The organism is Amphritea balenae, assembly GCF_003858655.1.
In the GTDB taxonomy this organism is placed as follows: domain Bacteria; phylum Pseudomonadota; class Gammaproteobacteria; order Pseudomonadales; family Balneatricaceae; genus Amphritea; species Amphritea balenae.
Map to the genome: position 1 here is coordinate 98,934 of NZ_RQXV01000003.1, position 25,721 is coordinate 124,654.

Here is a 25,721-nt window from a genome sequence, read left to right on the forward strand (position 1 = left end):
CGTCGATTAACTGAAATGAAAAAATATCATATAAGCCCGTAAGCTTATAAGCCCTCAAAAAACTTAAAGGCTACAAAGTAACTGCACTCACCCAGCCATCCTCTTCAGGTTCAAGATAAACCTGCTCTAACAGGTCTGAAGCCCAGGGATGTTTTGCCGACAAATAATGCAGCATAACCACAGCCATGATTTTAGCGGGCTGAACGGGGCTCCACATTGTATTTGCCAAAAAGTGCCAATAATCCGGTTCTATAGATTTAGGCCTATCTATCTGCCCCTGACATGTTTCACAAACCATAATGCAGTGATCATAATTTGGCTCAGCGTCAATTGGCGGCACTTCAAATACGGCCAATTTTACTCCCGCCGACTCACACAGCTCACATTTTGAGCCACACCTGCGCACCAAATCCTTACCAAACTGGGATAAGCCATGATGCCGTTCATGATGTTTAGCATGACCTTTTGACATAACATTATCCTTTCAAATCAAAAATATACCTTAACCCGCGTATCTTAATCTTAACCTTAGTCTCATTTATTCAAAATGCGAATATAAAAAAATACGGCACAAAAGCCGTACTTTTTATATTCACCCACAGCAACCTGCAACAGTCACCTATAACGCTGACTGGTAAATACTTTTACGCAGCAAGCGGGTGATCGTGAAAAAGATGACTGCTCTCTATCAGTGCTTTAGGGCACTGAGCGCGTACAAATTTATGGATTTCAGGCAACAGTTCAACCGGCACATCTACCATCATCAAAATCTGTCCGGCCTCGATTGCATGCTGATACTTTGCCAAATCAGAGTTAGGCGTAGTTTCACCTATCGCCTTACCAATCCAGCCACCGGCTAACGAGCCTATAACAGTCATCACCAGTATTGAAAACGCACCAAATTCAAACCCTAGAATTTGTGAACCGTAAGAGATAAATCCAAGCGTTAATCCCAATACGCCACCCGCTACAATACCCCAGTCAAAGTCATTTTCTAGTTCAGAAGTTTCCATCTCTGTTGCTTCATGAATATGTGCTTTCTGGAGCATGTCATGGTCCTGTGCCACTACATGCATCATTTCGTCACTGATTCCCATCTCCCGTAACCCCTCGACTACGGTTTCTGTATGCTGAAGATCAGGCACAAGAAAAGTTAACCGTTTCATATCTAGCCTCCAGACCTTCCGGTCTTTTTAGGTCTTAATAGTATAGTTCAGAGCAACAAATTAGGTGTGGTCGAAAGTGACTTGAGGCACGTCAACAAGCGCTATCAGGTAGATAAGTAAGAAAAATAGCTAAGAAAAGTAAATTAAAGGCAGCGGGGTTGCCCACTACGCCACTCTCAGGCCGGAATAGCCCCAATGAAAAAAGCATAACTACAGATAGTGGGAGTAATAATATCGGTCAGACTCTCTGACTATTTACAGAGGTACCCCCCCTTCATGCCAACCTGTTTGGTAGTATGAAAACCGCCCTTGCAGGCTGCGATATAGAGCGTGCTTTTAAAAGGTAACGAAAACTGATTCTGCTTAATCTCGGCGGGCTGAAGGACGGCCTGCTTCTGATAAAACTTTCCCCGGCTGGCACAAAGCCCACGATTATAGCCCGGCTCATCACGGTTATGACACCAGAGTACTTCAACCTCAAAATCACATTTATTTAAAATAGACTGAGAGCGATCCCCCTTGCCTATTTGTATACACTGCAGGGCATCATCAGCCCACACTGAGCTTATGTTGAAGTTTAATAACAGCAACAGATACCCGGCTATTCGCATCGCAAATCCCTTATGCCTGAGTTTCACTACAACTTCCATCAACCTAACCCCTTGCCAGCCTGATAAAAAAGCTAATATCCCGATTGTAGGTGATGCGATAAATTTGTCTGCGCTTCCTTACCCACTATGGGATCTGTAACTGGTTAAAGCCAAAGCTTAGTAACTACATGGTTCAGACTCATTCAGGATGAATGATCGTGCTATACAGAAGCTCAATCAGCCCCGGTTAACTTCATTCCGGTTAACTTCAACACAGGCTATCTTTGATCTCAGCTATCAATCCTGCCAACTAAACCGGTCTGCATCCATCCAGGCGGGAAACTTTTCTTTAAAGTCAGCCAGATCGGCAGCAGAGAGCGAAAGCGTTTCACAAAATGCCAGACCAGGTTCACGATCAAGCAACAGCTCACCTTTATAATCCACCAGCATACTATCGCCACTGTAGTCATGACCATTTGCATCAGTGCCGACCCGGTTCACACCGGCAACATAACAAAGGTTTTCAATAGCACGGGCCTGTAACAGCTTACGCCATGGCTGACGTCGCACCGCAGGCCAGTTAGCAACATACAGCGCCAGATCATAATCATTGCAGTTACGGGAAAATACTGGAAAACGCAGGTCATAGCAGACCTGTAACAGAATGCGCCAGCCATTATAGTTAACTATCACCCGATCAGAGCCAGGCTGATAACGCTCATGCTCACCAGCCATGCGAAACAGATGGCGTTTGTCATAGTATTCTTGTCGCCCATCCGGAAAGGTGAACAACATCCGATTGACGTAGCCCTGCTCCGCTTTCATTGCCAGACTGCCCACAATAGCTACTCCTCGTAGCCGGGCCTGTTGTTGCAACCACTGACAGCTATCCCCGCCCATAGGCTCAGCAGCTGTTCGGCTATCCATGGTAAACCCGGTCGCAAACATTTCTGGCAATATGATCAGATCTGTAGCTTGTGCACGCTGATCTATCAGTTGTTCATACATCACACGGTTTTCAGCCGGGTTCTGCCATTGCATATCGGGTTGTACCAATGTCACTCTCAGATCTTGCATAGTTTCTCCGCTGCCTGTGTCAGTGTGGCATCATCTTTTGCAAAGCAGAAACGTACTAAACGCTGCTCTGGCGGACAATCATAGAAAACAGAGATAGGAATAGCCGCCACACCCACCTCTGTCGTCAGCCAGCGAGCGAACTCAACATCGTTCATCTCAGGTTTTATTTCTGAATAGTCCATAAGCTGGAAATAGGTGCCCCGGGCGGGCGTAAAGCGGAATCGACTCGAAGCCATCAGCTGACAGAACAAGTCGCGTTTCTGCTTATAGAAGACCGGGAGCTCAAGATAATGTTCGGGAAAATCCCGAACGAAATCAGCCAGCGCTAACTGCACCGGATGTACCGTACAGAAAGTCAGGTATTGATGTAGTTTGCGGAACTCAACGGTCAAGGCTGGCGGTGCAATACAGTACCCCACCTTCCAGCCAGTGGTATGATAAGTCTTACCGAATGAAGATACGACAAACGCACGTTCGGCCAGGGCGGGTCTGCGTAACAGACTTTGATGCGGTCCGTCGTAACAGATATGTTCGTAGACTTCGTCACTTAACAGCAGGACATCGGTACCTTTAATAACCGCCTCTAACTGATCAAGATCTTCGGCACTCATCACTGACCCCGTAGGGTTATGAGGACTATTCAGGATGATCATACGGGTACGATCATTCATAGCCGATTTAAGCTGCTGCCAGTCAATGGCAAAGTCAGGTGAACCTAGCGCCAGGTGAATCACTTTACCGCCATTCAGTTCGATTGCAGGCTCGTAACTGTCATACGCCGGATCAAAAACAATAACCTCATCACCGGAGCACACAACCGAACCTATGACTGCAAACAGCGCTTCTGTTGCGCCGGAGGTGACTGTTACTTCCGTTTCAGGATCAACCTTACAATCATATAACTTTGCCGATTTCAGTGCGATAGCACTACGTAATGCAGGCACACCTGTCATAGGTGCGTACTGATTATGGCCTTGTTCAAGGTAATAGGTAACACGATCCAGTAAAGCCAGTGGCCCATCAAAATCAGGGAACCCCTGCGACAGGTTTATAGCACTATGCTGCGCCGCTAACTGCGACATCTCGGTAAAAATAGTGGTACCGACTTTAGGTAATTTAGTCTCGGGATAATGCATCTGCAGAGTTGATCCTTCTTAGGTCGCTGCCTGAATACAGCCTTATGTATCAACTCTATGTTTGGTATCGTTACCGGTCAAGTTCAAACTGTCCTCTGTGCGGAGGGCTAAACCGCAAACATTAGAAAATAATCAGATGTAGAACACCCCGGATCAACACGCCGATCAAAGCGCCTAACATGGCCGCTTTAGCAATCGACGCCACCCGCTTACCCGCTGCCAGCAGAATAGCTACACCAGCCACATCAAAAGGATTAGTTATAAAACCGGCAATACGATTCAGGTCGGTTGCAGTCATAGCACCCTGATTCAACAGATCAATAGTGACCCCCATCATCGCGGTACCACCCGCAATAAACTTTGTCACAATCGGCAAAACAGTGGCTTCAGGCAGATCCACCAACGCCAGTACCGGTGCCAGAAGCCAGGTCAGTAACTCTATTGTTCCGGTCGCTTTTAATACGTTTACAAAGCAAAGCGCCAGTATCAGGAGCGGGATAGAGGCCAAGACTATTTTTACCCCTTCCTGGCCGCCGTCAGAAAGAATCTGAATAAAGTTTTTCTCTTCATGCTGTTCCGGTGCCAGATGTTCCGCATGGGCATAATCATCATCCAGTACCGGATCGCGGGCAAAAATATAGTAGGTACAAGCAGCGGCGATCATGCCTCCAATAACCGAGGTGAGCATCATCATAGGCACATCCAGTCCGACTACCGCCATCGGAAACACCACATTCGCTTGTGACATTGTCAGTACAACCGCTAAGGTCGCCGCTATTGCTCGCCGGGATGTGCCATCCCGATCCATAATCGCCAGCGTAGCAACCGGTGCATTAAAACTAACAAACAAGATCTGGAGCATGGCAAAAATGCCCAGCCCCGGAATACCGAATACTTTAACCAGGGGATACAGACGATTTGAAACCCAGGCCAGTATTCCCTTACTTTCAAGCAGCTTCATAATCGCCAGCATAACGACCATAACAGGCAATAAAACATACAAAGCCATATCAATAGCCGTACGACCCGATTCAAGAATCAGCGTAATTATCTGTTCCATATGCCTGTTATCATCCTGTCTGAAATAGGGTTTGTGACAAATAACTAACTTTAATCTAACTCATTGCAAACTAAGCATATTTTCTGATAACTGGCCTGACCATAGTCTTTTTGTCACAAAAACAGAAAATGAGTAACTAAACTAACGATTAAAACGGCCGATTATGTTAGCTTACAGGGTTAGAATTCAGTGAATACAAGGCGTAGGGCCTGAACAACTGTTTAAGTATTCAAAATAAAATAAGTATTAGAAGAAAAGTAATACAAATTTGACGGTTTAGCTGTGAACATATCTACAGACTACATAAAAAACAAGATCAAGCATATCGCTCAGGCATTAATCAGTACAGCGGTCTGCTATAGCTTATCGACCCTGCCAGTCCAGGCTCAAACTGAGATAGCAGCCTCTCAGTTGAGTGCCGTTTCCAGTGCAACTCAGCGGTTGCTCAATCTGGATCAGAAAAAAATTGAGCTGGCGTCAGTCAGCGCAACAGTGGTGGATGCCGATACAGGCGCGCCTCTGTTTGAAAAACATGCTCAACTGGTTATGCCAATTGCCTCGGTAACCAAACTGATGACTGCAATGGTTACGCTGGATGCTAAGCTCCCTCTGACTGAGCGAATCCTGTTTACTAAAGAGCAGCGTGCAGCCAACAATAACTATTACACCCGTATCAGAGTAGGATCTACCCTGCCCCGTAAAGATGTTATCCGTATCGCACTGATGTCCTCTGAAAATCTGGCAGCCTCTGCCCTGGGCCATACTTATCCCGGTGGTATAAAGGCGTTCATAAACGCGATGAACCTCAAAGCCCGTCAATTAGGCATGATCAATAGTCGCTTTGTTGATCCTACCGGCCTGTCTGAGAAAAATGTATCAACGGCTTCTGATCTGGCGATAATGGTACGCGCCGCGGCCTCTTATCCAGAGATTAATAAATACAGTACCACCCGAGGCTTTACCGCTCGTTTCAAAAAACCGCGTTACAATCTGCAATACGGTAATACCAATGTTCTGGTTCACCGTAAAAGCTGGGATATTGATATCACTAAAACCGGTTACCTGAATGAAGCTGGCCGCTGTTTGGTCATGATGACCGAAATAAACGGACGCGATACCGTTATGATCATGCTGAATTCATACGGCAAGCGTACGCCTGTAGGTGATGCAGGTCGCATCAAACGCTGGATAACCACAGGCACCAGCGGCAAAATAAGCAGTACTGCCCGCCACTATCAACGTCAGAAGCTACGTGAACTAAATCCTGAGCAGATCGCCCTGAACTAACAGGCGATCTGGTAACTTCAGGTAGTGACTGATTTCAAACATCCATATCTGATTTAAGACGCCCTTATCGGTTCAAATATTGCCGCTTTCAGAATTATCCATTTGCAGGAAAGCGGTACAATCCAATCCACTTTTAAAACCATTCACCGGTAGCCAGGTTTACATCCTGTAGACCACTCTACTTATATATTAAGGTAACCTGATGTTATACAACGCGGTGGGCATGCTCAGCTCTGTCTTTTTTATCGGCTGTCTGTTTGGCCTCATTGATCAGATCAGGCGAATCCGCAAACGTAAATTATCAGTTGATTCTCAGCATGAAGGTTTCGCGACCCAATCCATTTCAGCTAACGCCTTCTTCTCAAGCTTTATCGCCTTTTATGCCTTTTTTCTCTACTCATTCATGCTCGATGAAGTCGAGTATTACATCTTAGTTACGCGCTTTTTTGCGGCGAGTATGACACTTGTAATTTTGTATGAGATCTATACCGACCGGCAGGCTTTTTCCCAAAAATTGCCCTTCATTACTGGCATCATCTGTATGACGTTAGCCGGACTGGCCTACCTCTATCGAGAGGATGTACTTGTACTGGGCAGGTCGACCTCGATCATACTCGCCTGTGGCGCAACACTAGTTATGTTACAGGGGGGGATACAACAGATACGCAGGATAATTAAAGAAAGATCGACCGGTGTTCTTTCCCTGCCGATGAACGCCATCTTTATGGCAAAGGATCTGTCAAACGTCGCTTTTGGAATGGTGTTGGGCATTTCCGATGGCTGGCCACTCATCATGCTAGGCAGTATCAGTGCATTGTTAAAATTGAGTATTATCCTGCAGTTTTTTTACTATCGAAAGACGCAGCATAAGTCAGAGTCATCAGGCAATTAGTGAGCCGCCCAGTAAAACCACTAATAACTATCGGGATAAAACGTCGTGTTAAACGTATGTTCCGGTACTGTAGGGCCCTCAACTAACACTATCTGTTCAACACCAAAGTCAGACTGCCCTTGTGTAGCAACACCTAAACTATTGTTGAAAGCAGTTGCTGCTGTTACTGGATTAACAAAAACAGCACCGATTAAAGTAAGTACAATAGTAAGATCTTTCATTTGAAAGCGCCTCCTGTGATCAGATAACACTCGCCACTTGTCCGTAAGTTAAAAGCTTTTGTAGTTATAAGCTTCATTAGCTATGAGTTTCACGAGCGTTGTAAAGCAAGTGCTATCTGATATTCACCAACATTATTTATTCAGTTCTACAGTATTAAAGTCATATTCCGGTAAATTAGAGCCATCAATAGTGACTAACTATTTACTGCTGTAGTGTGAGTTAGTTTCAAAAACGATACCCGTATCGGATTGATCCGGAGAGACGTAGTCAGCAAACGCAATGGTAAGAGCCTATCGCCCGGTATTAGATAAACTAGACCTCACTTATCCTCAGTACCTGGCCATGATGGTGCTCTGGGCTAATGACGCCGTTAATGTGAAAACATTAGGCGAACAACTACATATGGATTCCGGCACAACCACACCACTGCTTAAACGTATGGAAGCAAAGGGTTTGGTTACACGAGAACGATGTAAGCAAGATGAACGATCTTGTATTGTATGTTTGACCCCGAAAGGCAGAGCACTTGAATGTCTATCGCGTAAAGTGCAGGACTCTATGACTTGCAACTCCCCTCTTTCCGACGATGAGAAGCAAACCTTAAAGCAGTTGTGCGATAAGTTGCACTCAGGGCTTTGTCGCTAATAAACACAAAGCTCAGACACTGCTTCAAAGCACAGGATTGTTGCTACAACAGCAGTGTATGTAGGGCTGCCTGAGAGCACTTCTGTGCAAGCTGATAACTGCTATCGGTTATTTACGGCCAGATACTACTGCCTGAACCATTATGGAGCTTGCTATTACTTTATTCTGCCAGAAAATATCAAGCAACGGGTCTCGCTTTCGATTCGAAATCAAACAGACAGCAAAACCTTATTAAGTATGGCTACATACTATTTAATCATTAGTCTTTAACTGTTCGTATTCGCGGCGCCTCATTAAAATAGCTCTCCTTTATTCATTCTTGCGCCGGAGTATAGCGAATGCCTTTTGTTAGCCCCTCTCACCTGCTGTTGATCTGTGTTGCCGCTATCTGGGGTTTTGCCTTTGTCGCGCAAAGTGCGGGTATGGAGTATCTCGGTCCCCACAGTTTTAACGCAGCGAGGTTTATGCTTGGTGCTCTGTCACTTTTACCACTCTGGTTTTTAATGACCAAAAAGCGCCTTCCTCAGGGAAAGACCTTGTTGTTTGGCGGACTTGCAGCCGGAACAGTGATGTTCGGAGGGTTCAGTTTTCAGCAGATCGGTCTGCAGTACACGACCGCAGGCAACGCCGGATTCATTACCAGCATGTATATCGTGATGGTGCCTGTAGCCGGCATTCTGCTCGGACAAAGTACTAATATCCAGACCTGGAGCGGCGTGATTCTGGCGGTGCTTGGGCTGTACAGCCTTTCGGTTGGCCCTGACCTTACTATCGGCTACGGCGACCTGCTCCAGCTGATAGGCGCCCTGTTCTGGACCGCCCACGTAATAATAATTGGCTGGCTATCCCGTAAGGTTGATGCCATTGGCCTGTCTATCAGCCAGTTCCTGGTCGCCGCGCTTTGGGCAAGCATCGCAGCCATACTCTATGAAACGCCTGTAATGGCCGATTTTCAAGCCGCCTGGCTACCGCTGCTATATGCAGGGGTCGCTTCCAGCGGTATCGCCTGCACCCTGCAAATTATAGGCCAGCGCAAAATACAACCGAGTATTACCGCCCTGATCCTGTCGACCGAAGCTATTTTCGCTGTACTTGGCGGCTGGCTATTATTGGACGAAACTTTCGGCAGCAAAGAACTTCTGGGCTGTAGCCTGATGTTGGCGGGAATGCTGATCAGCCAATGGCCGAGCCGTAAAAGCAGAGCTGCGATGGTGCAGAGCTAAGCAGAACTTGAGCGCCCTACCCTCCGGCTAAAACAACAATTAGTTGAAGTAGGTTTCAGGCAGGGCGCGGTCTACCGGGGTGGACAAAATCATCATTGTGTTAGTGTCACTGAGGTCACAGAAAGACTCAAGAATACTGTCCAGCTGTGACATTGATTGTACCGCCAGCTTAATCAGGAACGCCTGCTCGCCCGTGACATTATGACATTCAATCACCTCGTCATAACTCAGCACTAACGCTTTGAATTCCCGCTCTTTAGTGCGAAACACTTTGCACTGCACCAGCGCGACTATCGGAAACCCCAGCTTATCCAGATTAACCTTCAGGGTATAACCACTGATAACACCGGCACTTTCCAGCTTACGAATCCGTTCAGCCACAGCGGGGGCAGACAAGTGAACCTGTTTACCCAGCTCGGCATAAGAGATGCGGGAATTCTGTTGCAAGGCGGCGAGTATTTTACGGTTAATGGTGTCGTTCATAGTCACAGGCAGGATCGGCAAAAGGAGCATCTACTATCGTCACTTCTGCCCCGCCATGCAAGCAGTGATGGTGATTGATTAAACTGTTATATATCCTTCCAGATATTGTACTGCCTGACCCGAAATGTAGACCCGATCTGCTGCTACACGGCATAACAGGACACCACCACGCGCAGAAGCCTGGTATGCGGTCAGTTCCGGTTTATCCAACTGTTCAGCCCAGTACGGCGCTAACCCTGCGTGGATTGAGCCGGTCACAGGATCTTCATCGCCGCCACTGGCAGGCCAGAAATAGCGAGAGATGAAGTCGGTTTTTTCTGGCACTTCACTAACTACTTTTGCGGTAGCTGTTTTAGCAGTAATGACCACATCATAAGGTGCCAGTTTTTTGATCAATTCAGGATTCTGAGTCACTTCGAGTACATCAGCTTCATTTGCGTAGACGGCAAAATAAGCCTGTTCGCTCTGCAGCACTTCTACCGGCTCTATCGACAATCCCTGCAACAGTTTAGCAGGAATATCACTGACCAATTCGGGCTTCCGGTTAGGGAAACTCATTTCAAAATAACCGTTATCTACGCGATTGACCCTGAGTTCACCAACCGCCTCAGCATAAAAGGTTATCGTTTCAAGATCAGGGTTATCGGAAAAAATCACAAACGCAGATGCCAGGGTCGCATGGCCACAGAAATCGATCTCGGTCATAGGCGAGAACCAACGTATGTCAAAACTTTGTGGGGTAGTTTGCTTAACAAACGCCGTCTCAGAGAGGTTATTTTCGATCGCGATTGACTGCATCAGATCATCCGCAAGCCAGGTTTCGGTCATGATGACAGCAGCTGAGTTGCCTTTAAAATTTCTGTCGGTAAATGCATCGATGACATTCATTTTTAACTTCATGTCAGATCTCTCGTTATTTTTATCTATTATTTCTGTAACGCTAAGGCGACTGCCGCCGCAGCATGTATCTCTGTCGTATCATATAGCGGTACAGCGGTGTGCTCTTGTTGCACTAACAGTGCGATTTCCGTGCAACCAAGGATGATCGCTTCGGCACCCTGTTGCTGGAGCTGCTCAATAATGTCCAGATATTGTTGTCGCGAGCAGTGGTTTATCGTGCCCTGGCATAGCTCGGAATAGATAACCTTGTGCACGACCTCCCGTTGCTCTGAATCAGGCACAATCACGTTGATGCCATATTTATCGCTTAGCCGACCTTTGTAAAAATCCTGTTCCATGGTGAACGCAGTACCCAGCAGTCCTACAGTTTTCACACCGTCTGCCAGTAACTGCTTAGCAGTAGCATCAGCAATATGCAGCAGTGGAATTGAGATACAAGCTTCGATCTCCGATGCCACCTTGTGCATAGTGTTAGTACAGATCATCAGGAAATCAGCCCCGCCTGCTTCAACTGATCGGGCCGCATCCATGAGTATTTCGGCAGTTTTCTGCCAGTCACCCTGATGCTGCAGGGTTTCAATTTCGGCAAAATCGACACTATAGAGTGCGATTTTTGCTGAATGAAAACCGCCCAACTTAGCTTTAATTCCTTCATTGATCGCTTTGTAATAACTGGTCGTCGATTCCCAGCTCATACCGCCCAGCATGCCGATGGTTTTCATATTGATCTCCTTTCACCTCTGACTGCATTTAATTATCAACAGCTACGCGACAGAATACAGAGTCAGTTTCAATCGGATTAAGCAGTACAGATCCGACGATCAACGCATTTACCTCACCGCTACCCGGGCATTTATTCGCTTTTTATCGTGTTGAAAGCCACCAAAAAGTACTAAGCTGACCTATCTGTTACTCTTTTCATCAATCGATACAGGATCAGGCAATGAACCAAAGTAACTATATGGACGTTTTACAGTTCTGGTTTGAAGAGATTGAGCCAGCCCAATGGTGGCAAGTGGATGAGGCGTTAGATCAACTAATCCGGGAACGGTTCTCTGACCTTCATACTCAGGCAGTAAATTGCGAATTATTCCGCTGGAGACAGCTTCATCAGGGTCGTCTCGCCGAGATTATTGTGCTCGATCAGTTTTCCCGCAACATCTATCGGAATACACCCCAAGCCTTTGCCGCTGACCCTCTGGCACTGGCGTTAGCTCAGGAAGCGATAATGCTGGGCAGCGATGCTCAGGTCGATGATCAGCAAAGAGGCTTTTTTTACCTGCCATTTATGCACAGCGAGTCACTCGCTATACATGAGGTAGCCGAACAGCTTTACCGGGCCAACAACAACCCAGACAACCTGGATTTTGAACTGCGACATAAACAGATTATCGAACAGTTCAGTCGCTATCCACACCGCAATGAAATTCTTGGGCGGACTTCAACCCAGGCAGAGATTGAATTCCTGCAACAGCCAGGTTCTAGCTTCTAGAGATAGGGATAGGAATAGGGATTAAGTAAAGATAAGAGAGATGATACAGACTGTAAGTTAGTCGATCAGCTTATGCTCAATTGCATACCTGACCAGACCTGCTGCGGTCTGGATATCGAGCTTGTTTTTAATATTATGCCGGTGACTTTCCGCCGTTCTTACTGATATATCAAGCTCGCGTGCGACCTCTTTATTGCAGGCACCTTCTGCCAGTAACCTCAACACTTCGGTCTCTCTTAGGGTCAGCTCGCTTTGTTGAATTCCGGTCTCCACGGGGGAGGTTAAATCAGGTTGACTGAATAGTGACTGCGATGCACCAGCGCTAAAGTATGTCGCGCCACTGTGTACTGTTTTAATTGCGGTTATCAACTCACCGGAGGAAACATCTTTCAATACGTAACCCGCAGCACCGCACTGGATCAGTTTTAAAATATACTCACGACTTTCATGCATACTGAGGATCAGTACCCGTACATCAGGTTGTTCAGCCCGAAGCCGCTCAGTCGCTTCAAAACCATTCATTACCGGCATCGAAATATCCATCAACACCACATCAGGCACAAGCTCTGCAATCAACTGTAGCGCCTGCTTACCATCATTGGCAGCACCGACAACCTCAAGCGAAGCTTCAGTTTCCAGCCGAGCGATAATCCCCTCAAGTACCAGAGGGTGATCATCAACAAGAACCACTCTAATTTTGTCAGCTGTCATCGTTATACTTCTGCCATTTTTATACTAATGAAAAGCCCGCTCGTATCAGCGTGCCCGCATCGGGCTTACTACTAATACTAAAGTGACCACTCAGCAACTCAGTACGTTCGCGCATATTCAGTAAACCGATGCCATCACTGTGCTTATCACGGGTGATAAAGCCCCGACCGTCATCCCTGATCTCAATCCAGATAAGATTATCCTGTTGCCAGATCCGAAGATCTACCTCACTGGCAGCAGCATGACGTTCAATATTGGTCAACGCCTCCTGAGTAATACGGTACAGCGTAATCTCAATATCATCAGGCAGCCGTTGTTGCGGCAACTCCAAGCTCAGGTTAGTGGCTGCTCCGGTACGTTCTGAAAACTCCTCAGCCATACTGTACAACGCGGGCTCAAGCCCCAGATCATCAAGCTGAATTGGACGTAAATCATGAGAGATTCGACGTACCTCCTGAATCGCCTGATTCAGCGCCGCGCTACTTTTATCCAGCTCGGCTATCGCTTTGGTTTCCTGGGGCTGTAACCGGTCTCTGGCCAGTTCAATGCGAAACTTAACCGACACCATTAACTGATTAATACCATCATGCAGTTCACGGGCAAAGTTACGCCGCTGAGTAACCTGAAACTGAACATAGCGATGCGCAACCTGCCGTAATCGGGCGTCCGCCAGTTGCGACGCATGAACGTTAATACCCAGCCCCATCAGGGCAATAACAATCACTGTACCGGCCAATATTGCCACCACGGTAAAGAAGGTATTGCGGATATTGTGGGTTACCTTCTCCCGGGTGGCAGCAATCTCGTTAGCTATATCATCAATATACAGCCCGGTCCCCATCATCCAGTTCAGTTTCGGAATCTGCACCACGTAGCTGAGTTTATCTTCCAGGTCGCCTTTTGAGGGTTTACGCCAGATATAGCGGTAAAAGCCTCCGCCTTCCTGCGCCAGGTCCAGCAGATCACGAATCACATATTTGCCATTTCGATCCTGTAAACCCGACAGGTTTTGCCCCACCAGTTCAGGCTGAATCGGATGCACCAGATTAATTCCCTGGGCATCATAAACGAAGAAATAACCATCATCGCCGTACGTCAGGCTATGTAATATCCGTCTGACTTCCGCCTCAGCTATTTTATCTCCCGGTTCAGCCCCTGCCACCACATGAGCGATCGAAGTCATCGCCAGACCCACATAATGCTGGAGTTCCTGCCGCTTAGAGCGCAACAGGTTCTCCTCAAAAGTCTGAATCTCCTGCTCTGACAACTGCCGCGCCTGGCTCAGACTAATCAGGGTGATCGCTACAGTAACCACAATCAAAGGAATGATCGACAGCAGCAGCATCTTTGTCTTAAGCGAGGTAACGACACGTTTCATAAAATAGTTAACGACCCGGATTAATTACTATCAGTATACTGCCTTTTAAGACGTTACTTGTGGTGCTTAATTTAACCCGTAGAATGCGGGGAATAATAGTATAGAAACCACCACCGCTACCTGCATCAGAATAAATGGCATGACACCACAATAGATATCCACCGTTCTTACGTCCGGTGGCGACACCCCTTTCAGGTAAAACAGGCTAAAGCCAAATGGCGGCGTCAGAAAGCTGGTTTGCAGGTTCATCGCAATCAGGATAGCAAACCAGACCGGCGCAATACCTAAAGCATCAGCTACCGGAGCCAGAATAGGCACAATAATAAAGCTGATCTCAACAAAATCGATAAAGAAACCCAACACCAGAATCGCCAACATCGACAAGATCAGGAAGCCCGTTGCACCGCCCGGTAGATCTGACAATAGCTCTTCTACGATGTAATCACCGCCGGTATAGGTAAACGCCATAGAGAAAGCAGTAGCCCCCAACAGAATGGCAAACACCATCGCCGTGACTTTAACGGTTTCAGATGCTGAATTAAGCACCATCTTCCAGCTGAACTGGCCGTACATTGCCGCCAGTGCAATAGCACCTACACCACCCAACGCAGAAGACTCTGTCGGTGTTGCTATGCCAGCAAAGATAGAGCCCAGTACGATAAGGATCAGCGCCAACGGCGGCACGATCGCTTTCAGCGCTTTCACATACTGCTCGCGTTTACTGTTTACATCTTCATCCATCGGCATCGCCGGGGCCGCTTCAGGTTTCATCCAGGCGTAAATCAGAATATAAGTGACATAAACACCAATCAGGATAAAGCCCGGACCCACCGCGGCTTTAAACAGATCACCAACCGGAATACCCAACACATCACCGAGAATAATCAGAATGATTGACGGCGGGATAATCTGCCCCAGTGTACCGGACGCACAGATAGTGCCGCAGGCCAGCGACTTATCGTATTTATACTTCAGCATCACCGGCAGGGAGATCAGGCCCATGGCCACAACCGATGCACCAACAACCCCGGTAGAAGCCGCCAGTAAAGCACCCACTAATACGGTGGATATGGCCAGACCACCACGCACGCCGCCAAACAACTTACCCATCGACTCCAGTAACTGCTCTGCCAGTTGAGTCTTTTGCAGTACGATACCCATAAAAATAAACAGTGGAACGGCCATCAGTACCGTATTTTCCATAATGCTCTGAATACGGAACGGCATAAACGCAAACAGTTCAGGACCTTCGGCAAAAATGCCAAACGCCAGCGCTACGCCACCAAACGTAAAGGCAACCGGGAAGCCTACTAACAGCATCATCAGCGCCACAACAAACATAACAATACCAATCATCGTAAACGCCTCTTAATGCTGCGGGGGTTGGTAGTTATCCGCCTGACGCTGGCCAAGCAGAATATTCAGTGACTTGAGAAACAACCCCATTCCACTGATAAAAATAGAAAAGAAAGCAAAAGGAATAACCGCTTTTATAACCCAGCGATAAGGTAAACCACCGGGATCACCAGATGTTTCCCCCAGTTCGAATGATTCCCGTGCAAAGTCGATACCGTACCAACCAACTAATGCGCAGAACGGCATCAACAGCAATACAGTACCGAACATATCAATCAACGCCTTAGTCTTATCACTGAGACGTTCATAGATAAGATCGACCCGTACATGGCCGCCGGTTTTCAGGGTATAAGGCACGCCCAGCAGAAACACTGCCGCGTAGAGATGCCATTCAAGTTCCTGTAACCCGATTGAGACATCGTTCAACAGATAACGCATGATCACGTCGATAAAAACGTTAAACAGCATGACGACAAAAAGAACAGCAGATACCTTACCTAACAGCTCGGAATAGCCGTTGATTATCTGCTCAAGTCTGACTAACAACATGGCCGCTCCCACATTAAAACTGCAACGGCCTGTACCGGATATCAGCAACAGGCCGTCGTGTGACATAAAGATCTGGCTACTTAAAGCTGTAGAAGACTAGTTAACAGCGCTGTCCAGATACGCTTTATCTGAGATTTCGGTCCAGGCACGGGATTTCTTCATATACTCAGCCTGAGAGTCGAGGATCTTCTTAGCCAGGGGATCCGCTGCGGCCTTCTCTGCCAACAGTTCCGTATTTGCTGCACGCATCGCTGCTACTACATCTTTCGGGAATGACTTCACCTGAATATTAGGGAACTCTTTCTTCATGCTGTCCCAGTTTTCGCCCGAATCATTGTACGACTGTATGTACATGTCATACGCGGCGGTCCGCATTGCCGTTTTGAGGATTTGTTGCAGATCTGCAGGCAGGCTTTCAAATTTTTTCTTATTGATCATAAACTGAAGCTCAGTGGCAGGCTCATGCCAGCCGGTGTAGTAGTATGGGGCGATTTTGTGGAAACCCATACGCAGATCCAGTGACGGACCCACCCACTCCAATGCATCAATTGTGCGGCGCTCCAGTGCGGTGTACAGCTCACCCGCCGGTATATTGGTTGGTTTAGCACCGAGCTTCGCCATAACTTCACCGGCAAAACCAGGAATACGCATCTTCAGACCTTGCAGATCATCCAGAGATTTAATCTCTTTCTGGAACCAACCACCCATCTGGTTTCCGGTATTTCCACCCGGAAAAGACATCAGATTAAACTGGCCATACACCTCATCCATCAGCTCCTGACCACCTCCATAGTAAAACCAGCCATACTGCTCAGGAGCAGTCATACCAAAGGGCATCGTCGTAAAGTAAAGCGTATTAGGTACTTTGCCTTTCCAGTAGTAAGACGCCGAATGGCCCATATCGTACTGGCCCGCGCGGACCATATCGAAAATACCCAGTGGCGCTTTATGCTTATTCTTTGAATCGATAGTGATCTTCAGTCGGCCTGCAGACATCTCCTCCGCGAGCGCTGCCATATTCTTAGTGGCATCGCCAAACACGGGGAAGTTAGTCGGCCAGGTTTCAGCCAGCTTCAGGCGATAAACTTTTTCAGCCGCCATCAGGGGGCTAGCCAGCAACGCGGTACAAGCCGCGACAGCTGCAAGCTTCTTTGCAAAATTAAGTTTTAACATTGTTATTATCATCCTCTGTTTGCAACTTCCCATCTGGGAAGATCATCGGTAAGGGCAAAGACCCGGTCAGCTACAAGACCCGATCAGCGACCAGAGGGCACCAATTGAAACGGTACCAACATGACAAACAGTGTGACAAAGCGCAGCAATCGCTCCCATTCGGGATACTGCGCAAGCAGCCTACAAAAACTACCTAGAAGGCATTCAGTAGTTTTACGGACTACTCAGTAGAACTACCCATAGAAATGAAAAATGTCAGACTCTGCAGAATAGTCCCCATCAACGTCAGATTCACAGCACAATAGAGCAATAGAAAATATTGGCAGCTTTACTTTGCTCACAGTTCAGACTCGAAGCGCGTCTCTGCCACTTTGATTAGTCGGCATAATTTTCATCCAAATACTCAAAGCCTCAACTAGAATATATTCTGACTGATTCATGAAGCTGAAAATGGCATAAAGGAAAGCTAAGGCACCTGCAGAGGGGAAGAACATGACGATTAAAACTATGTCAGAAATTTTCTACCATCCCATCATCGCGATGCAGCACATCAGAGATGAAAAGCTAAAAGGCACGGGGGAAGTGCTTATTAGTCTGGCCATACTGGCCTTTATCCCAGCGGCATCCCTGTTTGTCGGTACCACTCAGATCGGCTGGAGCCTGACGTTAGGAGGCGAAACAACCCGGCTGACAACCGTCAGTGCACTCAACTCTGCGATCGCCTTTTACCTGGCTACCTGTATATCACTGACGGTAATGGCTACCGCCATCTATCTGATGGAGCGGACTTACGGGGGCAATGCATCACTGGAGCGCTGTATGAACCTGACGCTATTTACCGCATCACCTTTACTATTCATCGGCTTTACCGGACTTTACCCCATGCTCTGGTTCTGCGTCATAGCCGGGATGGCCGGACTGAGTTACAGCACTTATTTATTATTTAAAGCGGTACCGATAATCATGAGAATACCTGAAGAGCGGGGATTTCTGTTCTGTGTCTCAATACTGACCGTCGGGCTAATCATACTGGTCAGCCTCAGGGCTATTACCGCACTCTTGTGGAATACAGCATTACCACTGATTTACCTGTGATAACGACTCAAGATAATAGTTAAGAGATATTAATTCAGATATAACAGCATAAAAAAAGCCCGCTCGACAGGCAATAAATTAATAAAGAGCCTGCCTGACTACTATAGAATTCACTTTAGCTTAAACTAAATACAGAAACTTAAACCTAAATATGAAATCTAGTCAGCAGCGGTTTCGCCAACTCATATAGTTAACACCTGAGCCTAGAGCCCACTAATAATCTTGTCAACAGATATTCTAAGCTTATTTTTAATCACTGAGCCAAATCGGCTACCAGATCATAATAACTCGGTAAGTTTTAACCCTACTCAAAAATACGTTTACAAAAACCTCAGCAAACATCATATTACTAATGGAATAATTCAGGCATAACTTTGCAGTGTAAATAACCCGACAGTTATCCCTACCAGTTGGAAAATAGATAAAGCTCCGATTGATCATCTGCACATCTAAACAATGTCAGATATTAGATACTGATTTCATTAGAAAACGGCTGACCTTCACCAATGACAGCACCGTTATTACTCAATTTATTCAAAGCGAACTGTTGCTTCAGAGCATACTCTAGCGACTGACTAATGCCCCCTGCAGGATCACTGTTATTCAGATTGATCAATTCACTATCCGCACTGATAGAGAAAATCCCCTCTATCAGAGCGAAAGCAACTTTGCCAGTGGTTATTACAGAAAATAATATTTCTCTCAAACCAAAGCAATAATAGAGTCTGGTGCATTGACAGAAAACTTATTATGCTACATTGGAATTTTTCAGTAATTACACAGCCGGAAAAGACCCGCACGGCGTTAACAAAATTGCTTTATTCATAAAACAATCAATTCTATTTTTTTATAATATAACAAACACCTCTAAACTGACTTATTCTCTCTTCACAACAATTTTTAGAAAGGTAGTCATGTACAGCTTTAGAGCACCCATCCCAAGTATGATAATCATCTATAATAATCAACCCACCCTTTTTAACCTGAGAAAACAAATTATTCATTATGTCTAGGGTAGATTCATACCAATCAGCATCCATTCTTAATATACTTATACCTCCATCAATTGTAATACCTTTGAGGGTTTCATTAAACCAACCCTTTTTCACTACAACATCATCTACACCAGCAAGTTTCATTGCTTTTATTGCATCCCCTTTTGGAGCACTACAATTATCATAATAACTAGGAGAGTCTTTATTTTTTTGCCATTCCAAGGCTCCTTTACCATCAATTTCCTGCGCCTGAGGTAAACCCTCAAAACTATCGAATAAATAGTAAATATGATTATTTCCTAGTAACTCTGCAATTCCGGCAATCATCCCCCCCTTCCATGTTCCACACTCTACTATAGCACCATCCAGACTAGAGAAGCCTTCTACTAATTCCAAGTTGGCAAGATAGCATTGCTTATTAAGCATTGTGTAGTGTTTAAATTTTTCAAAAACTTCCACAAGCCTATCTTCAGCTGATGATATACTTTCACTTCCCTTTGAAAGAAGCCTATTATATTCACCTAGCTTCTTTATTATATACGGACCTTTTGGCCGAGACTCCCTAGCCATTTCCATTAAAATATTCGCCAAATAAAGATTTTCTTTCTCTATTTCAAGTGCCGCATCCCTAAGTTTATCCGCACGTTGAAGCATACTATCATTTATCTTTTTCATGAAAAGATCTGGATGAATAATATTTTCAATGAAAACCTGACTTTCCTCCTGCAAAAAAGGATAGAGTTGAAGCTTTTCCTCTCGCACAAACAAAAAAGTATTCTGCTTATACCAAGTTTCAACTTCTGGGTCATTCCAAAAATCAGGTCGAAAATAATCAAAACATAAAAAACCTTCACGTTTAAACTTATTTATCCAGTATGATTGGGGCTGTTCATTCACATGATTAGTCCCACCCTGTAAAGGTACTGCAGCACCAAAAATGATGAGATCGGATGAACAAGCAATACTTTTTACAAACCGATTTGCATAACTTTCATCAAAATGCTCAGCAACCTCCACGGAAATAGCAAGCTCACAGCAAGCGTTTAAGGATAATAATTTTGATAGGTAATTTTCTTCTTCAGATTGAAAATCGACAGCATGAAAATGTATGTTTTTTGAAAGCAACTGATCTTTTGTTACCCACTCGCCATCTAATCCAACAAGATTATTGACTCCTAAACTTTCAGCTACGCATAGCCAACTACCAATACCGCAACCAAAATCAACTACTGATTTTGGCTTAAAATCAGAGAATAGTTTTGATAATAACTTTCCTGCTGAACGCATCGACCCTTGGTATTGAACATCGTAAAACTCATTATCATAATGCCCCACAAAATACCTCATCACTCATTAAAAGATTAAAGTCACAAAAAACTTCAAAAACAACCACAAAGCAAACCAACAAAAAATCAGCATCAGATTCAAAAAAAATACAGCACAAATATCTAACATTATAAGTCAATAAATATTCCAAGTGGTATTTATTCCAAATTCATTACCAATCTTAAAATTAGAATCAAAGTAAAACTCTCTAAGAATTGAAAGGACTTCAACATCCATTTCACAATCATATGTTCCAACATGATAACGTTTAATATCTATATTTGACCACTCAAAAGGACGCATGCCAATAAATTTTTCAATTCGTCCTAGCTCCGTCTCTACATCAGCATCCATATCCTCATTAAAAACTATCAAAATCTGAGACTTATCAAACAAAGCATAATACGATTTAATAATATCGTAATACAAACCCCACTCAATAATTGGAGCCTCAATTTTATTACCTAATTTATATTGACACAGTTCCCATTTAATATCATCAAGAAAAGATTCACCAAAATTTTCTTTCCGTCTAATCACCGTAGAAGAATTTATATCATCATTATCTTTTTTAATCCATTCAAAATACCAATTTGAATTTTCAACAAATTTATTCCTATACATATTCCAAGCAGAAAACGCTCTATAGCAGGGATCGCGTAAAGATATAATTATATTTATGTCCGGGTTATATTGATGTATTCGTTTGGCTGATCGCTCAGCTTTACAAGCTCCGGCGGTATAACCCGGGGTTATATCAAAACTATATGATCGTTTTTGCCAAGGCCAACACCTTAAAAAATGCGAATGATAAAAACCAACACCCTTATTATATGAATTATCGCAATGGAAAAAGTCAATTTCTTTAACTGTTGTTGAACACACCTGAGGATGTAATGAAAGATACCTGTATAGAGAAGTTGTACCACTTTTCTGAACTCCTACAACAATAGCCGAAGGCTTCACGCGAAAACCAAAGTATTGTACTAATTTTTTAGCCTTAGAAATCATTTATAGCACCATTCAAAAATAACAAACCACATTTTACTCACGAAATCTAATCGTTGATTTACTAGAACAAAAAACATATTACTAACTTAAATCAAAATATTACATCTATTCAAAGTAGGTTTTAAATATTCTTACTATAAATTGATCAACACTCCTTACATTATATTCAGACGAGGCTAAACTTATCTAAAAACTCATCGAAACTTTCTATCTCAAAAATCACTAGATAGTAATGACAAGCTAGTTTATTGAGTTTATAACTCCTAGAATCACACCATCATACTGAAACGACTACGCATAAAAGTAGATATTTCGCCTTATTACATTGTCAAATCGCCATAATATTGCCAGTTATTTATCATTAACTAAGCCAGCACAGTCCAGCGGTAATACCAGGACAATTCTACAACGTAATTGTTGCAGTTATCTAATAATTAAGGCCGGAGAATTAACGTTACAAGAGGCTTCATACCAATATTAAAACCGACGTAAACAAAGAGATTTAGTGGAACTGATTATTGCTTAGAATCGATGAAAAATACCATCCACCTGCAATAATTCACCAGATTTTTTATCAGTAAACCCAGGCTCAATTCCAACAAGCCTATAGCCTTTTTCATTCATAAGCTGGCACATATCATTAAACAATAACTCTCCCTCATACAGCGGTATAAGAGACATTTCCAATTGAATTGTGTTAATATTTTCAAGTGATTTTTCTGCCCCTTTTAAAACCATACTTTCGTATCCCTGAGTATCTATTTTCATATAGATTTTATTCGTTTTGTCGCACAGGCCATCAAAGACAGAATCGAGACTTTTCATCTCAATTATCTCTACTCCGGTATACTCTGATTTTGGAGCCGACTCTATATGTGAAGACAACATATTAAGCAACGAACTACTACAAGAATTTCCAGCTATATTAATACTTCTTTGTTCTTCTGTCTCACCTAATGCAAAATTATACGCCTGCCATCCTGAATCATTCTCGGTTCTTTTTTTTAACAGCTCAAAAGCTGAACTCAACGGTTCAAATGACAAAATTCTATTTGTATAACCTAGACGTCTTCTCATTTGTACTGCAAATTGGCCCGAATTTGCTCCAATATCCAGAACAGTATCGATACCATAGGAATACAACAACCGCTTTCTACGCGAAAGAACGCGAGAAATAGATTTATCTTTGGGAAGGTTGGTTCTGAATCCTCCAATAAACTTACTTATTTCGTACTTTAATCCCATACTTCATATTCACTTGTATTTACAATATTTTTAAATTATTTTAATAAACTGAAACAGTCAGCTTTCATAAACATGCTTAAAACTAGCTGCAATACCTTGTAAGATCATCTTCGTTCTTTATTTCAAATCCATTACAGTGAGGCCATGCATTAATACATTGAAAATAATCAGAAACCATATTTTGACCCTGCTCTGCATCGTAAATGTACTTATTGACCTGTTTTTTAAGCAGATGACGACAACCGGAAAACTTAGCCAAAATATAGCCAGAACAAGTATTTTCTACGATATTGTAATCTTTCGCGTTTAACCGGCAGAGTTGAACCGCCTTATTCTCCCACAACCGAATATACTCTCTTATGGGAACTGGTTTTTTATCTACGGTTTCAATTCGGTACTCAGCTGAATAAGCTGATGAGGTAAACAGAATTAATAAAATTAACATCCAATTTTTCATAACAGCATTCATGCTCTTGTTAATACGGATTATTCTGTCAGCTCGCCACAGAGCGACTCCGACATCAGTTGACCAACCTTTTCCTGCGGTTCAGTCGCAATCAGGTAATGTAATTTAGTCACCGCGGCTTCAAGGGTCAGATCACTACCCGCTATCACGCCTATCTGATTCAGCACTGAGCCGGTAGCATAAGCCCCCTGGCTGACACGCCCTAGCAAACATTGAGTGACATTAACAACGGTGACACCCCGCTGAATTCCTTTCTCAAGCACCCGCATCAGCTCAGTATTGGCATCCGGTGGGTTACCAACACCATAGGTCAGCAACACCAGCCCCTTTACATCCCCATGATTAAGCATGTCTTCTGCAACTCTGGCCGACAAACCGGGATAGACCGGCAGCACCACGACCGCATCAGGGTTTATCACTGGAATATTAAAACCGGGAGTGTTTGTATCCAATAGCAGATGACTATGCAGATCGATATGAATACCCACCTGAGCCAGCCAGCTGTAATTAGGCGAATCAAAGGCATCGAAGCCGCTACTCTTCAGCTTACTGGATCGGTTACCCCTTAACAGTCGACCATTAAAGTAGATACAGACTTCCGGTATACGATAGTTACCCGCCAGTATCAGCGCCGTAATCAGGTTATCCAGGGCATCATTGCGCAACTCTGACAAAGGGATCTGTGACCCGGTGACTATCACTGGCTTATCGGTGCCTCGCAACATAAAGGAGAGCATCGAAGCGGTGTAAGCCATAGTGTCAGTACCATGTAAAAGAATAAAACCGTCATAGTTCTGCCAGCTATCGCTGATTAACTGAGCCAGTTCACTCCAGTGATGGGGCTGGAGGTTTGAGCTGTCGATCAACTGATCCAGCTCCAGCACTTCAAAGTCCGGTAACTGTTGTGTAGCCCCACTTCGTAGTTGCTGACGTAACAACTGCTCAAAACCGCTAACAGGTACATAGCCCTTATCAGAGGCTTGCATCCCGATAGTTCCACCCGCGTATATAATCAGAATTTTTCGTTTCATCTGCTCAATGTACCCTTACTCTGACACATAAAAAAGCCCGGACTTAGCCGGGCCTGTCTGATTATAACTTTTTAGTTACAACCCTTTAGTTACCTGATGCATCAAGCTTGTAATTTCCAGCTGACTTTCTGACCGGCAAAGAAAGGTACGATCGGACGGCCATCCGGCAGAGTAATTTCTTCCGGCAGAGTCCACTCATCACGTACCAGTGTGATAGTGCCTTCATTACGAGGCAGACCGTAGAAGTCAGCACCGAAGTTGCTGGCAAATCCTTCCAGCTTATCCAGGGCATCCAACTCTTCAAACACATGGGCATAAAGCTCTATAGCACTCCAGGCACTATAACAACCGGCACAACCACAGGCGTTCTCTTTGGCTTCTTTCGCATGCGGTGCAGAGTCCGTTCCCAGGAAAAACTTAGATGAACCCGACTGCACCATCTTACGCAGCACTTCCTGATGGGTGTTTCGCTTCAATACCGGCAGGCAGAAATTATGTGGACGCACCCCTCCTACCAGAAGATCATTACGATTTAATAGCAGATGCTGAGGTGTAATAGTGGCTGCGACATTATCGGAAGCGGCCTCAACAAAATGCGCCGCATCGCTGGTAGTGATATGCTCAAATACGATCTTCAACTGAGGAAAACGATTAACTATCTGAGTCATCTTCTGATCGATAAACTCTTTTTCCCGGTCAAAGATATCGATATGGTTATCGGTCACTTCACCATGTACCAGTAACAGCATCCCCTGCTCAGCCATCACTTCGAATACCGGATACATTGCTTCCAGATCGGTTACTGCCGCAGCGGAGTTAGTGGTCGCACCGGCTGGATAAAGCTTAGCTGCGACAACACCCATCGCTTTTGCTTCAATAATATCCTGACCTGTGGTGGCATTAGTCAGATAGATGGTCATCAGCGGTTCAAAACTATTACCGGCAGGACGCGCCGCCAGGATTCGCTCTTTATAGTCCATCGCCATCGCCCCATTAACTACCGGCGGCGCCAGATTAGGCATCACAATCGCACGCTGAAAACAGCGCGCAGTGGCTGCGACAGTCTCAGGCAGCATATCGCCATCACGGAAGTGCAGATGCCAGTCATCGGGAGTACGGATAGTCAGGGTGGTCATAGAAAAGTCGTCCTTAGGAAATTTGAGCGTATCCCGCTATTATACCGTAGTGGGGAATGGAGTAGCTATAGTGGCA

General features: G+C 44.9%; 28 protein-coding genes. 6 read left to right on the forward strand and 22 right to left on the reverse strand.

Features of this window, described 5'->3' with window-relative positions; all coding sequences use genetic code 11:
• Positions 1-70: 70 nt before the first annotated feature.
• The 6 genes from EHS89_RS07045 to EHS89_RS07070 all read right to left on the reverse strand — a co-directional run bounded on the left by EHS89_RS07045 (position 71) and on the right by EHS89_RS07070 (position 5,029).
• Positions 71-472 carry a phnA protein gene (locus tag EHS89_RS07045; protein ID WP_124925434.1) on the reverse strand — a complete coding sequence of 134 codons (402 nt, stop codon included), beginning with the start codon at positions 470-472 and terminating at the stop codon, positions 71-73.
• A 172-nt stretch (positions 473-644) separates the two neighbouring features.
• Positions 645-1,166 carry a hypothetical protein gene (locus tag EHS89_RS07050; RefSeq protein WP_124925435.1) on the reverse strand — a complete coding sequence of 174 codons (522 nt, stop codon included), beginning with the start codon at positions 1,164-1,166 and terminating at the stop codon, positions 645-647.
• Between the two features lie 251 nt (positions 1,167-1,417).
• On the reverse strand, positions 1,418-1,816 hold the full coding sequence (locus EHS89_RS07055; RefSeq protein ID WP_124925436.1) for a hypothetical protein: 399 nt from the start codon (positions 1,814-1,816) through the stop codon (positions 1,418-1,420).
• A gap of 237 nt (positions 1,817-2,053) precedes the next feature.
• Positions 2,054-2,833 (reverse strand): amidohydrolase, encoded by a 780-nt coding sequence (locus EHS89_RS07060; RefSeq protein ID WP_124925437.1) that lies wholly within the window; start codon positions 2,831-2,833, stop codon positions 2,054-2,056.
• Positions 2,821-3,969: a pyridoxal phosphate-dependent aminotransferase gene (locus EHS89_RS07065; protein WP_124925438.1), complete on the reverse strand. Its 1,149-nt coding sequence runs from the start codon at positions 3,967-3,969 to the stop codon at positions 2,821-2,823. Before EHS89_RS07065 ends, EHS89_RS07060 begins: the two co-directional genes overlap by 13 nt.
• 121 nt (positions 3,970-4,090) lie before the next feature.
• Positions 4,091-5,029: a nucleoside recognition family protein gene (locus tag EHS89_RS07070; RefSeq protein WP_124925439.1), complete on the reverse strand. Its 939-nt coding sequence runs from the start codon at positions 5,027-5,029 to the stop codon at positions 4,091-4,093.
• Between the two features lie 282 nt (positions 5,030-5,311).
• On the opposite strand from EHS89_RS07070, the gene pbpG reads away from it, so the two are divergent.
• Together pbpG and EHS89_RS07080 are read left to right on the forward strand one after the other, a co-directional pair.
• Positions 5,312-6,316 carry a D-alanyl-D-alanine endopeptidase gene (gene pbpG / locus EHS89_RS07075; RefSeq protein ID WP_229753708.1) on the forward strand — a complete coding sequence of 335 codons (1,005 nt, stop codon included), beginning with the start codon at positions 5,312-5,314 and terminating at the stop codon, positions 6,314-6,316.
• Between the two features lie 202 nt (positions 6,317-6,518).
• The gene (locus EHS89_RS07080; protein WP_124925440.1) at positions 6,519-7,208 is read left to right on the forward strand and encodes a hypothetical protein; all 690 of its coding nucleotides are present in this window, start codon (positions 6,519-6,521) and stop codon (positions 7,206-7,208) included.
• Positions 7,209-7,228: 20 nt separating this feature from the next.
• Here EHS89_RS07080 and EHS89_RS07085 read toward each other — a convergent pair whose 3' ends face one another.
• Positions 7,229-7,429, reverse strand: a complete 201-nt coding sequence (locus tag EHS89_RS07085; protein WP_124925441.1) for a hypothetical protein — start codon at positions 7,427-7,429, stop codon at positions 7,229-7,231.
• Positions 7,430-7,709: 280 nt separating this feature from the next.
• Here EHS89_RS07085 and EHS89_RS21580 point away from each other — a divergent pair, with 280 nt between their 5' ends.
• Positions 7,710-8,075, forward strand: a complete 366-nt coding sequence (locus tag EHS89_RS21580; protein WP_124925442.1) for a MarR family winged helix-turn-helix transcriptional regulator — start codon at positions 7,710-7,712, stop codon at positions 8,073-8,075.
• A 338-nt stretch (positions 8,076-8,413) separates the two neighbouring features.
• Complete coding sequence (locus tag EHS89_RS07095; RefSeq protein ID WP_124925443.1) at positions 8,414-9,298, forward strand: DMT family transporter; 885 nt, start codon at positions 8,414-8,416, stop codon at positions 9,296-9,298.
• Between the two features lie 39 nt (positions 9,299-9,337).
• On the opposite strand, the gene EHS89_RS07100 is transcribed toward EHS89_RS07095, so the two are convergent.
• From EHS89_RS07100 to EHS89_RS07110, 3 genes are read right to left on the reverse strand one after another with little or no spacing between them, the layout of a single operon-like run.
• Positions 9,338-9,811 (reverse strand): Lrp/AsnC family transcriptional regulator, encoded by a 474-nt coding sequence (locus EHS89_RS07100; RefSeq protein WP_229753710.1) that lies wholly within the window; start codon positions 9,809-9,811, stop codon positions 9,338-9,340.
• 48 nt (positions 9,812-9,859) lie between these two features.
• Positions 9,860-10,681, reverse strand: coding sequence for a PhzF family phenazine biosynthesis protein (locus EHS89_RS07105; RefSeq protein ID WP_124925444.1), 822 nt, complete (start codon positions 10,679-10,681; stop codon positions 9,860-9,862).
• 26 nt (positions 10,682-10,707) lie between these two features.
• A complete protein-coding gene (locus EHS89_RS07110) occupies positions 10,708-11,403 on the reverse strand; it encodes an aspartate/glutamate racemase family protein (protein WP_124925445.1) in 696 nt (231 codons plus the stop codon).
• Between the two features lie 221 nt (positions 11,404-11,624).
• On the opposite strand from EHS89_RS07110, the gene EHS89_RS07115 reads away from it, so the two are divergent.
• Positions 11,625-12,173 (forward strand): DUF924 family protein, encoded by a 549-nt coding sequence (locus EHS89_RS07115; protein WP_124925446.1) that lies wholly within the window; start codon positions 11,625-11,627, stop codon positions 12,171-12,173.
• A gap of 57 nt (positions 12,174-12,230) precedes the next feature.
• Here the strand turns inward: EHS89_RS07115 and EHS89_RS07120 are convergent, their stop codons facing one another.
• From EHS89_RS07120 to EHS89_RS07140, 5 genes are all read right to left on the reverse strand, one after another.
• Positions 12,231-12,884 (reverse strand): response regulator transcription factor, encoded by a 654-nt coding sequence (locus tag EHS89_RS07120; RefSeq protein WP_124925447.1) that lies wholly within the window; start codon positions 12,882-12,884, stop codon positions 12,231-12,233.
• A gap of 19 nt (positions 12,885-12,903) precedes the next feature.
• A complete protein-coding gene (locus tag EHS89_RS07125) occupies positions 12,904-14,262 on the reverse strand; it encodes a cache domain-containing protein (RefSeq protein ID WP_124925448.1) in 1,359 nt (452 codons plus the stop codon).
• Positions 14,263-14,328: 66 nt separating this feature from the next.
• A complete protein-coding gene (locus EHS89_RS07130) occupies positions 14,329-15,618 on the reverse strand; it encodes a TRAP transporter large permease (protein WP_124925449.1) in 1,290 nt (429 codons plus the stop codon).
• Between the two features lie 12 nt (positions 15,619-15,630).
• On the reverse strand, positions 15,631-16,167 hold the full coding sequence (locus tag EHS89_RS07135; protein ID WP_124925450.1) for a TRAP transporter small permease subunit: 537 nt from the start codon (positions 16,165-16,167) through the stop codon (positions 15,631-15,633).
• Between the two features lie 96 nt (positions 16,168-16,263).
• On the reverse strand, positions 16,264-17,340 hold the full coding sequence (locus EHS89_RS07140) for a TRAP transporter substrate-binding protein (RefSeq protein WP_124925451.1): 1,077 nt from the start codon (positions 17,338-17,340) through the stop codon (positions 16,264-16,266).
• A 492-nt stretch (positions 17,341-17,832) separates the two neighbouring features.
• On the opposite strand from EHS89_RS07140, the gene EHS89_RS07145 reads away from it, so the two are divergent.
• Positions 17,833-18,435 (forward strand): Yip1 family protein, encoded by a 603-nt coding sequence (locus EHS89_RS07145; RefSeq protein WP_124925452.1) that lies wholly within the window; start codon positions 17,833-17,835, stop codon positions 18,433-18,435.
• A gap of 466 nt (positions 18,436-18,901) precedes the next feature.
• Here the strand turns inward: EHS89_RS07145 and EHS89_RS21055 are convergent, their stop codons facing one another.
• The 7 genes from EHS89_RS21055 to pyrC all read right to left on the reverse strand — a co-directional run bounded on the left by EHS89_RS21055 (position 18,902) and on the right by pyrC (position 25,645).
• Entirely contained in the window at positions 18,902-19,051 is a 150-nt protein-coding gene (locus EHS89_RS21055; RefSeq protein WP_170167440.1) for a hypothetical protein, read from the reverse strand.
• Between the two features lie 223 nt (positions 19,052-19,274).
• Positions 19,275-20,765, reverse strand: a complete 1,491-nt coding sequence (locus tag EHS89_RS07150; protein ID WP_170167441.1) for a TylF/MycF/NovP-related O-methyltransferase — start codon at positions 20,763-20,765, stop codon at positions 19,275-19,277.
• A 126-nt stretch (positions 20,766-20,891) separates the two neighbouring features.
• Complete coding sequence (locus EHS89_RS07155) at positions 20,892-21,767, reverse strand: sulfotransferase family protein (protein WP_124925454.1); 876 nt, start codon at positions 21,765-21,767, stop codon at positions 20,892-20,894.
• A 522-nt stretch (positions 21,768-22,289) separates the two neighbouring features.
• Positions 22,290-23,012 (reverse strand): FkbM family methyltransferase, encoded by a 723-nt coding sequence (locus EHS89_RS07160; protein WP_124925455.1) that lies wholly within the window; start codon positions 23,010-23,012, stop codon positions 22,290-22,292.
• A gap of 82 nt (positions 23,013-23,094) precedes the next feature.
• Positions 23,095-23,469, reverse strand: coding sequence for a hypothetical protein (locus EHS89_RS07165; RefSeq protein WP_124925456.1), 375 nt, complete (start codon positions 23,467-23,469; stop codon positions 23,095-23,097).
• A gap of 29 nt (positions 23,470-23,498) precedes the next feature.
• Positions 23,499-24,509, reverse strand: coding sequence for an asparaginase (ansA, locus tag EHS89_RS07170; protein WP_124925457.1), 1,011 nt, complete (start codon positions 24,507-24,509; stop codon positions 23,499-23,501).
• A 101-nt stretch (positions 24,510-24,610) separates the two neighbouring features.
• Positions 24,611-25,645 carry a dihydroorotase gene (gene pyrC, locus EHS89_RS07175; protein WP_124925458.1) on the reverse strand — a complete coding sequence of 345 codons (1,035 nt, stop codon included), beginning with the start codon at positions 25,643-25,645 and terminating at the stop codon, positions 24,611-24,613.
• Between the last annotated feature and the right edge of the window lie 76 nt (positions 25,646-25,721).

Excerpts from the sequence above, each read along its gene's own strand:
- EHS89_RS07045 (WP_124925434.1), bottom strand. The coding sequence starts at position 472 with ATGTCAAAAGGTCATGCTAAACATCATGAACGGCATCATGGCTTATCC.
- EHS89_RS07050 (WP_124925435.1), bottom strand. The coding sequence starts at position 1,166 with ATGAAACGGTTAACTTTTCTTGTGCCTGATCTTCAGCATACAGAAACC.
- EHS89_RS07055 (WP_124925436.1), bottom strand. The coding sequence starts at position 1,816 with ATGGAAGTTGTAGTGAAACTCAGGCATAAGGGATTTGCGATGCGAATA.
- EHS89_RS07060 (WP_124925437.1), bottom strand. The coding sequence starts at position 2,833 with ATGCAAGATCTGAGAGTGACATTGGTACAACCCGATATGCAATGGCAG.
- EHS89_RS07065 (WP_124925438.1), bottom strand. The coding sequence starts at position 3,969 with ATGCATTATCCCGAGACTAAATTACCTAAAGTCGGTACCACTATTTTT.
- EHS89_RS07070 (WP_124925439.1), bottom strand. The coding sequence starts at position 5,029 with ATGGAACAGATAATTACGCTGATTCTTGAATCGGGTCGTACGGCTATT.
- EHS89_RS07080 (WP_124925440.1), top strand. The coding sequence starts at position 6,519 with ATGTTATACAACGCGGTGGGCATGCTCAGCTCTGTCTTTTTTATCGGC.
- EHS89_RS07085 (WP_124925441.1), bottom strand. The coding sequence starts at position 7,429 with ATGAAAGATCTTACTATTGTACTTACTTTAATCGGTGCTGTTTTTGTT.
- EHS89_RS21580 (WP_124925442.1), top strand. The coding sequence starts at position 7,710 with ATGGTAAGAGCCTATCGCCCGGTATTAGATAAACTAGACCTCACTTAT.
- EHS89_RS07095 (WP_124925443.1), top strand. The coding sequence starts at position 8,414 with ATGCCTTTTGTTAGCCCCTCTCACCTGCTGTTGATCTGTGTTGCCGCT.
- EHS89_RS07100 (WP_229753710.1), bottom strand. The coding sequence starts at position 9,811 with ATGCTCCTTTTGCCGATCCTGCCTGTGACTATGAACGACACCATTAAC.
- EHS89_RS07105 (WP_124925444.1), bottom strand. The coding sequence starts at position 10,681 with ATGAAGTTAAAAATGAATGTCATCGATGCATTTACCGACAGAAATTTT.
- EHS89_RS07110 (WP_124925445.1), bottom strand. The coding sequence starts at position 11,403 with ATGAAAACCATCGGCATGCTGGGCGGTATGAGCTGGGAATCGACGACC.
- EHS89_RS07115 (WP_124925446.1), top strand. The coding sequence starts at position 11,625 with ATGAACCAAAGTAACTATATGGACGTTTTACAGTTCTGGTTTGAAGAG.
- EHS89_RS07120 (WP_124925447.1), bottom strand. The coding sequence starts at position 12,884 with ATGACAGCTGACAAAATTAGAGTGGTTCTTGTTGATGATCACCCTCTG.
- EHS89_RS07125 (WP_124925448.1), bottom strand. The coding sequence starts at position 14,262 with ATGAAACGTGTCGTTACCTCGCTTAAGACAAAGATGCTGCTGCTGTCG.
- EHS89_RS07130 (WP_124925449.1), bottom strand. The coding sequence starts at position 15,618 with ATGATTGGTATTGTTATGTTTGTTGTGGCGCTGATGATGCTGTTAGTA.
- EHS89_RS07135 (WP_124925450.1), bottom strand. The coding sequence starts at position 16,167 with ATGTTGTTAGTCAGACTTGAGCAGATAATCAACGGCTATTCCGAGCTG.
- EHS89_RS07140 (WP_124925451.1), bottom strand. The coding sequence starts at position 17,340 with ATGTTAAAACTTAATTTTGCAAAGAAGCTTGCAGCTGTCGCGGCTTGT.
- EHS89_RS07145 (WP_124925452.1), top strand. The coding sequence starts at position 17,833 with ATGACGATTAAAACTATGTCAGAAATTTTCTACCATCCCATCATCGCG.
- EHS89_RS07155 (WP_124925454.1), bottom strand. The coding sequence starts at position 21,767 with ATGATTTCTAAGGCTAAAAAATTAGTACAATACTTTGGTTTTCGCGTG.
- EHS89_RS07160 (WP_124925455.1), bottom strand. The coding sequence starts at position 23,012 with ATGGGATTAAAGTACGAAATAAGTAAGTTTATTGGAGGATTCAGAACC.
- EHS89_RS07165 (WP_124925456.1), bottom strand. The coding sequence starts at position 23,469 with ATGAAAAATTGGATGTTAATTTTATTAATTCTGTTTACCTCATCAGCT.
- ansA (WP_124925457.1), bottom strand. The coding sequence starts at position 24,509 with ATGAAACGAAAAATTCTGATTATATACGCGGGTGGAACTATCGGGATG.
- pyrC (WP_124925458.1), bottom strand. The coding sequence starts at position 25,645 with ATGACCACCCTGACTATCCGTACTCCCGATGACTGGCATCTGCACTTC.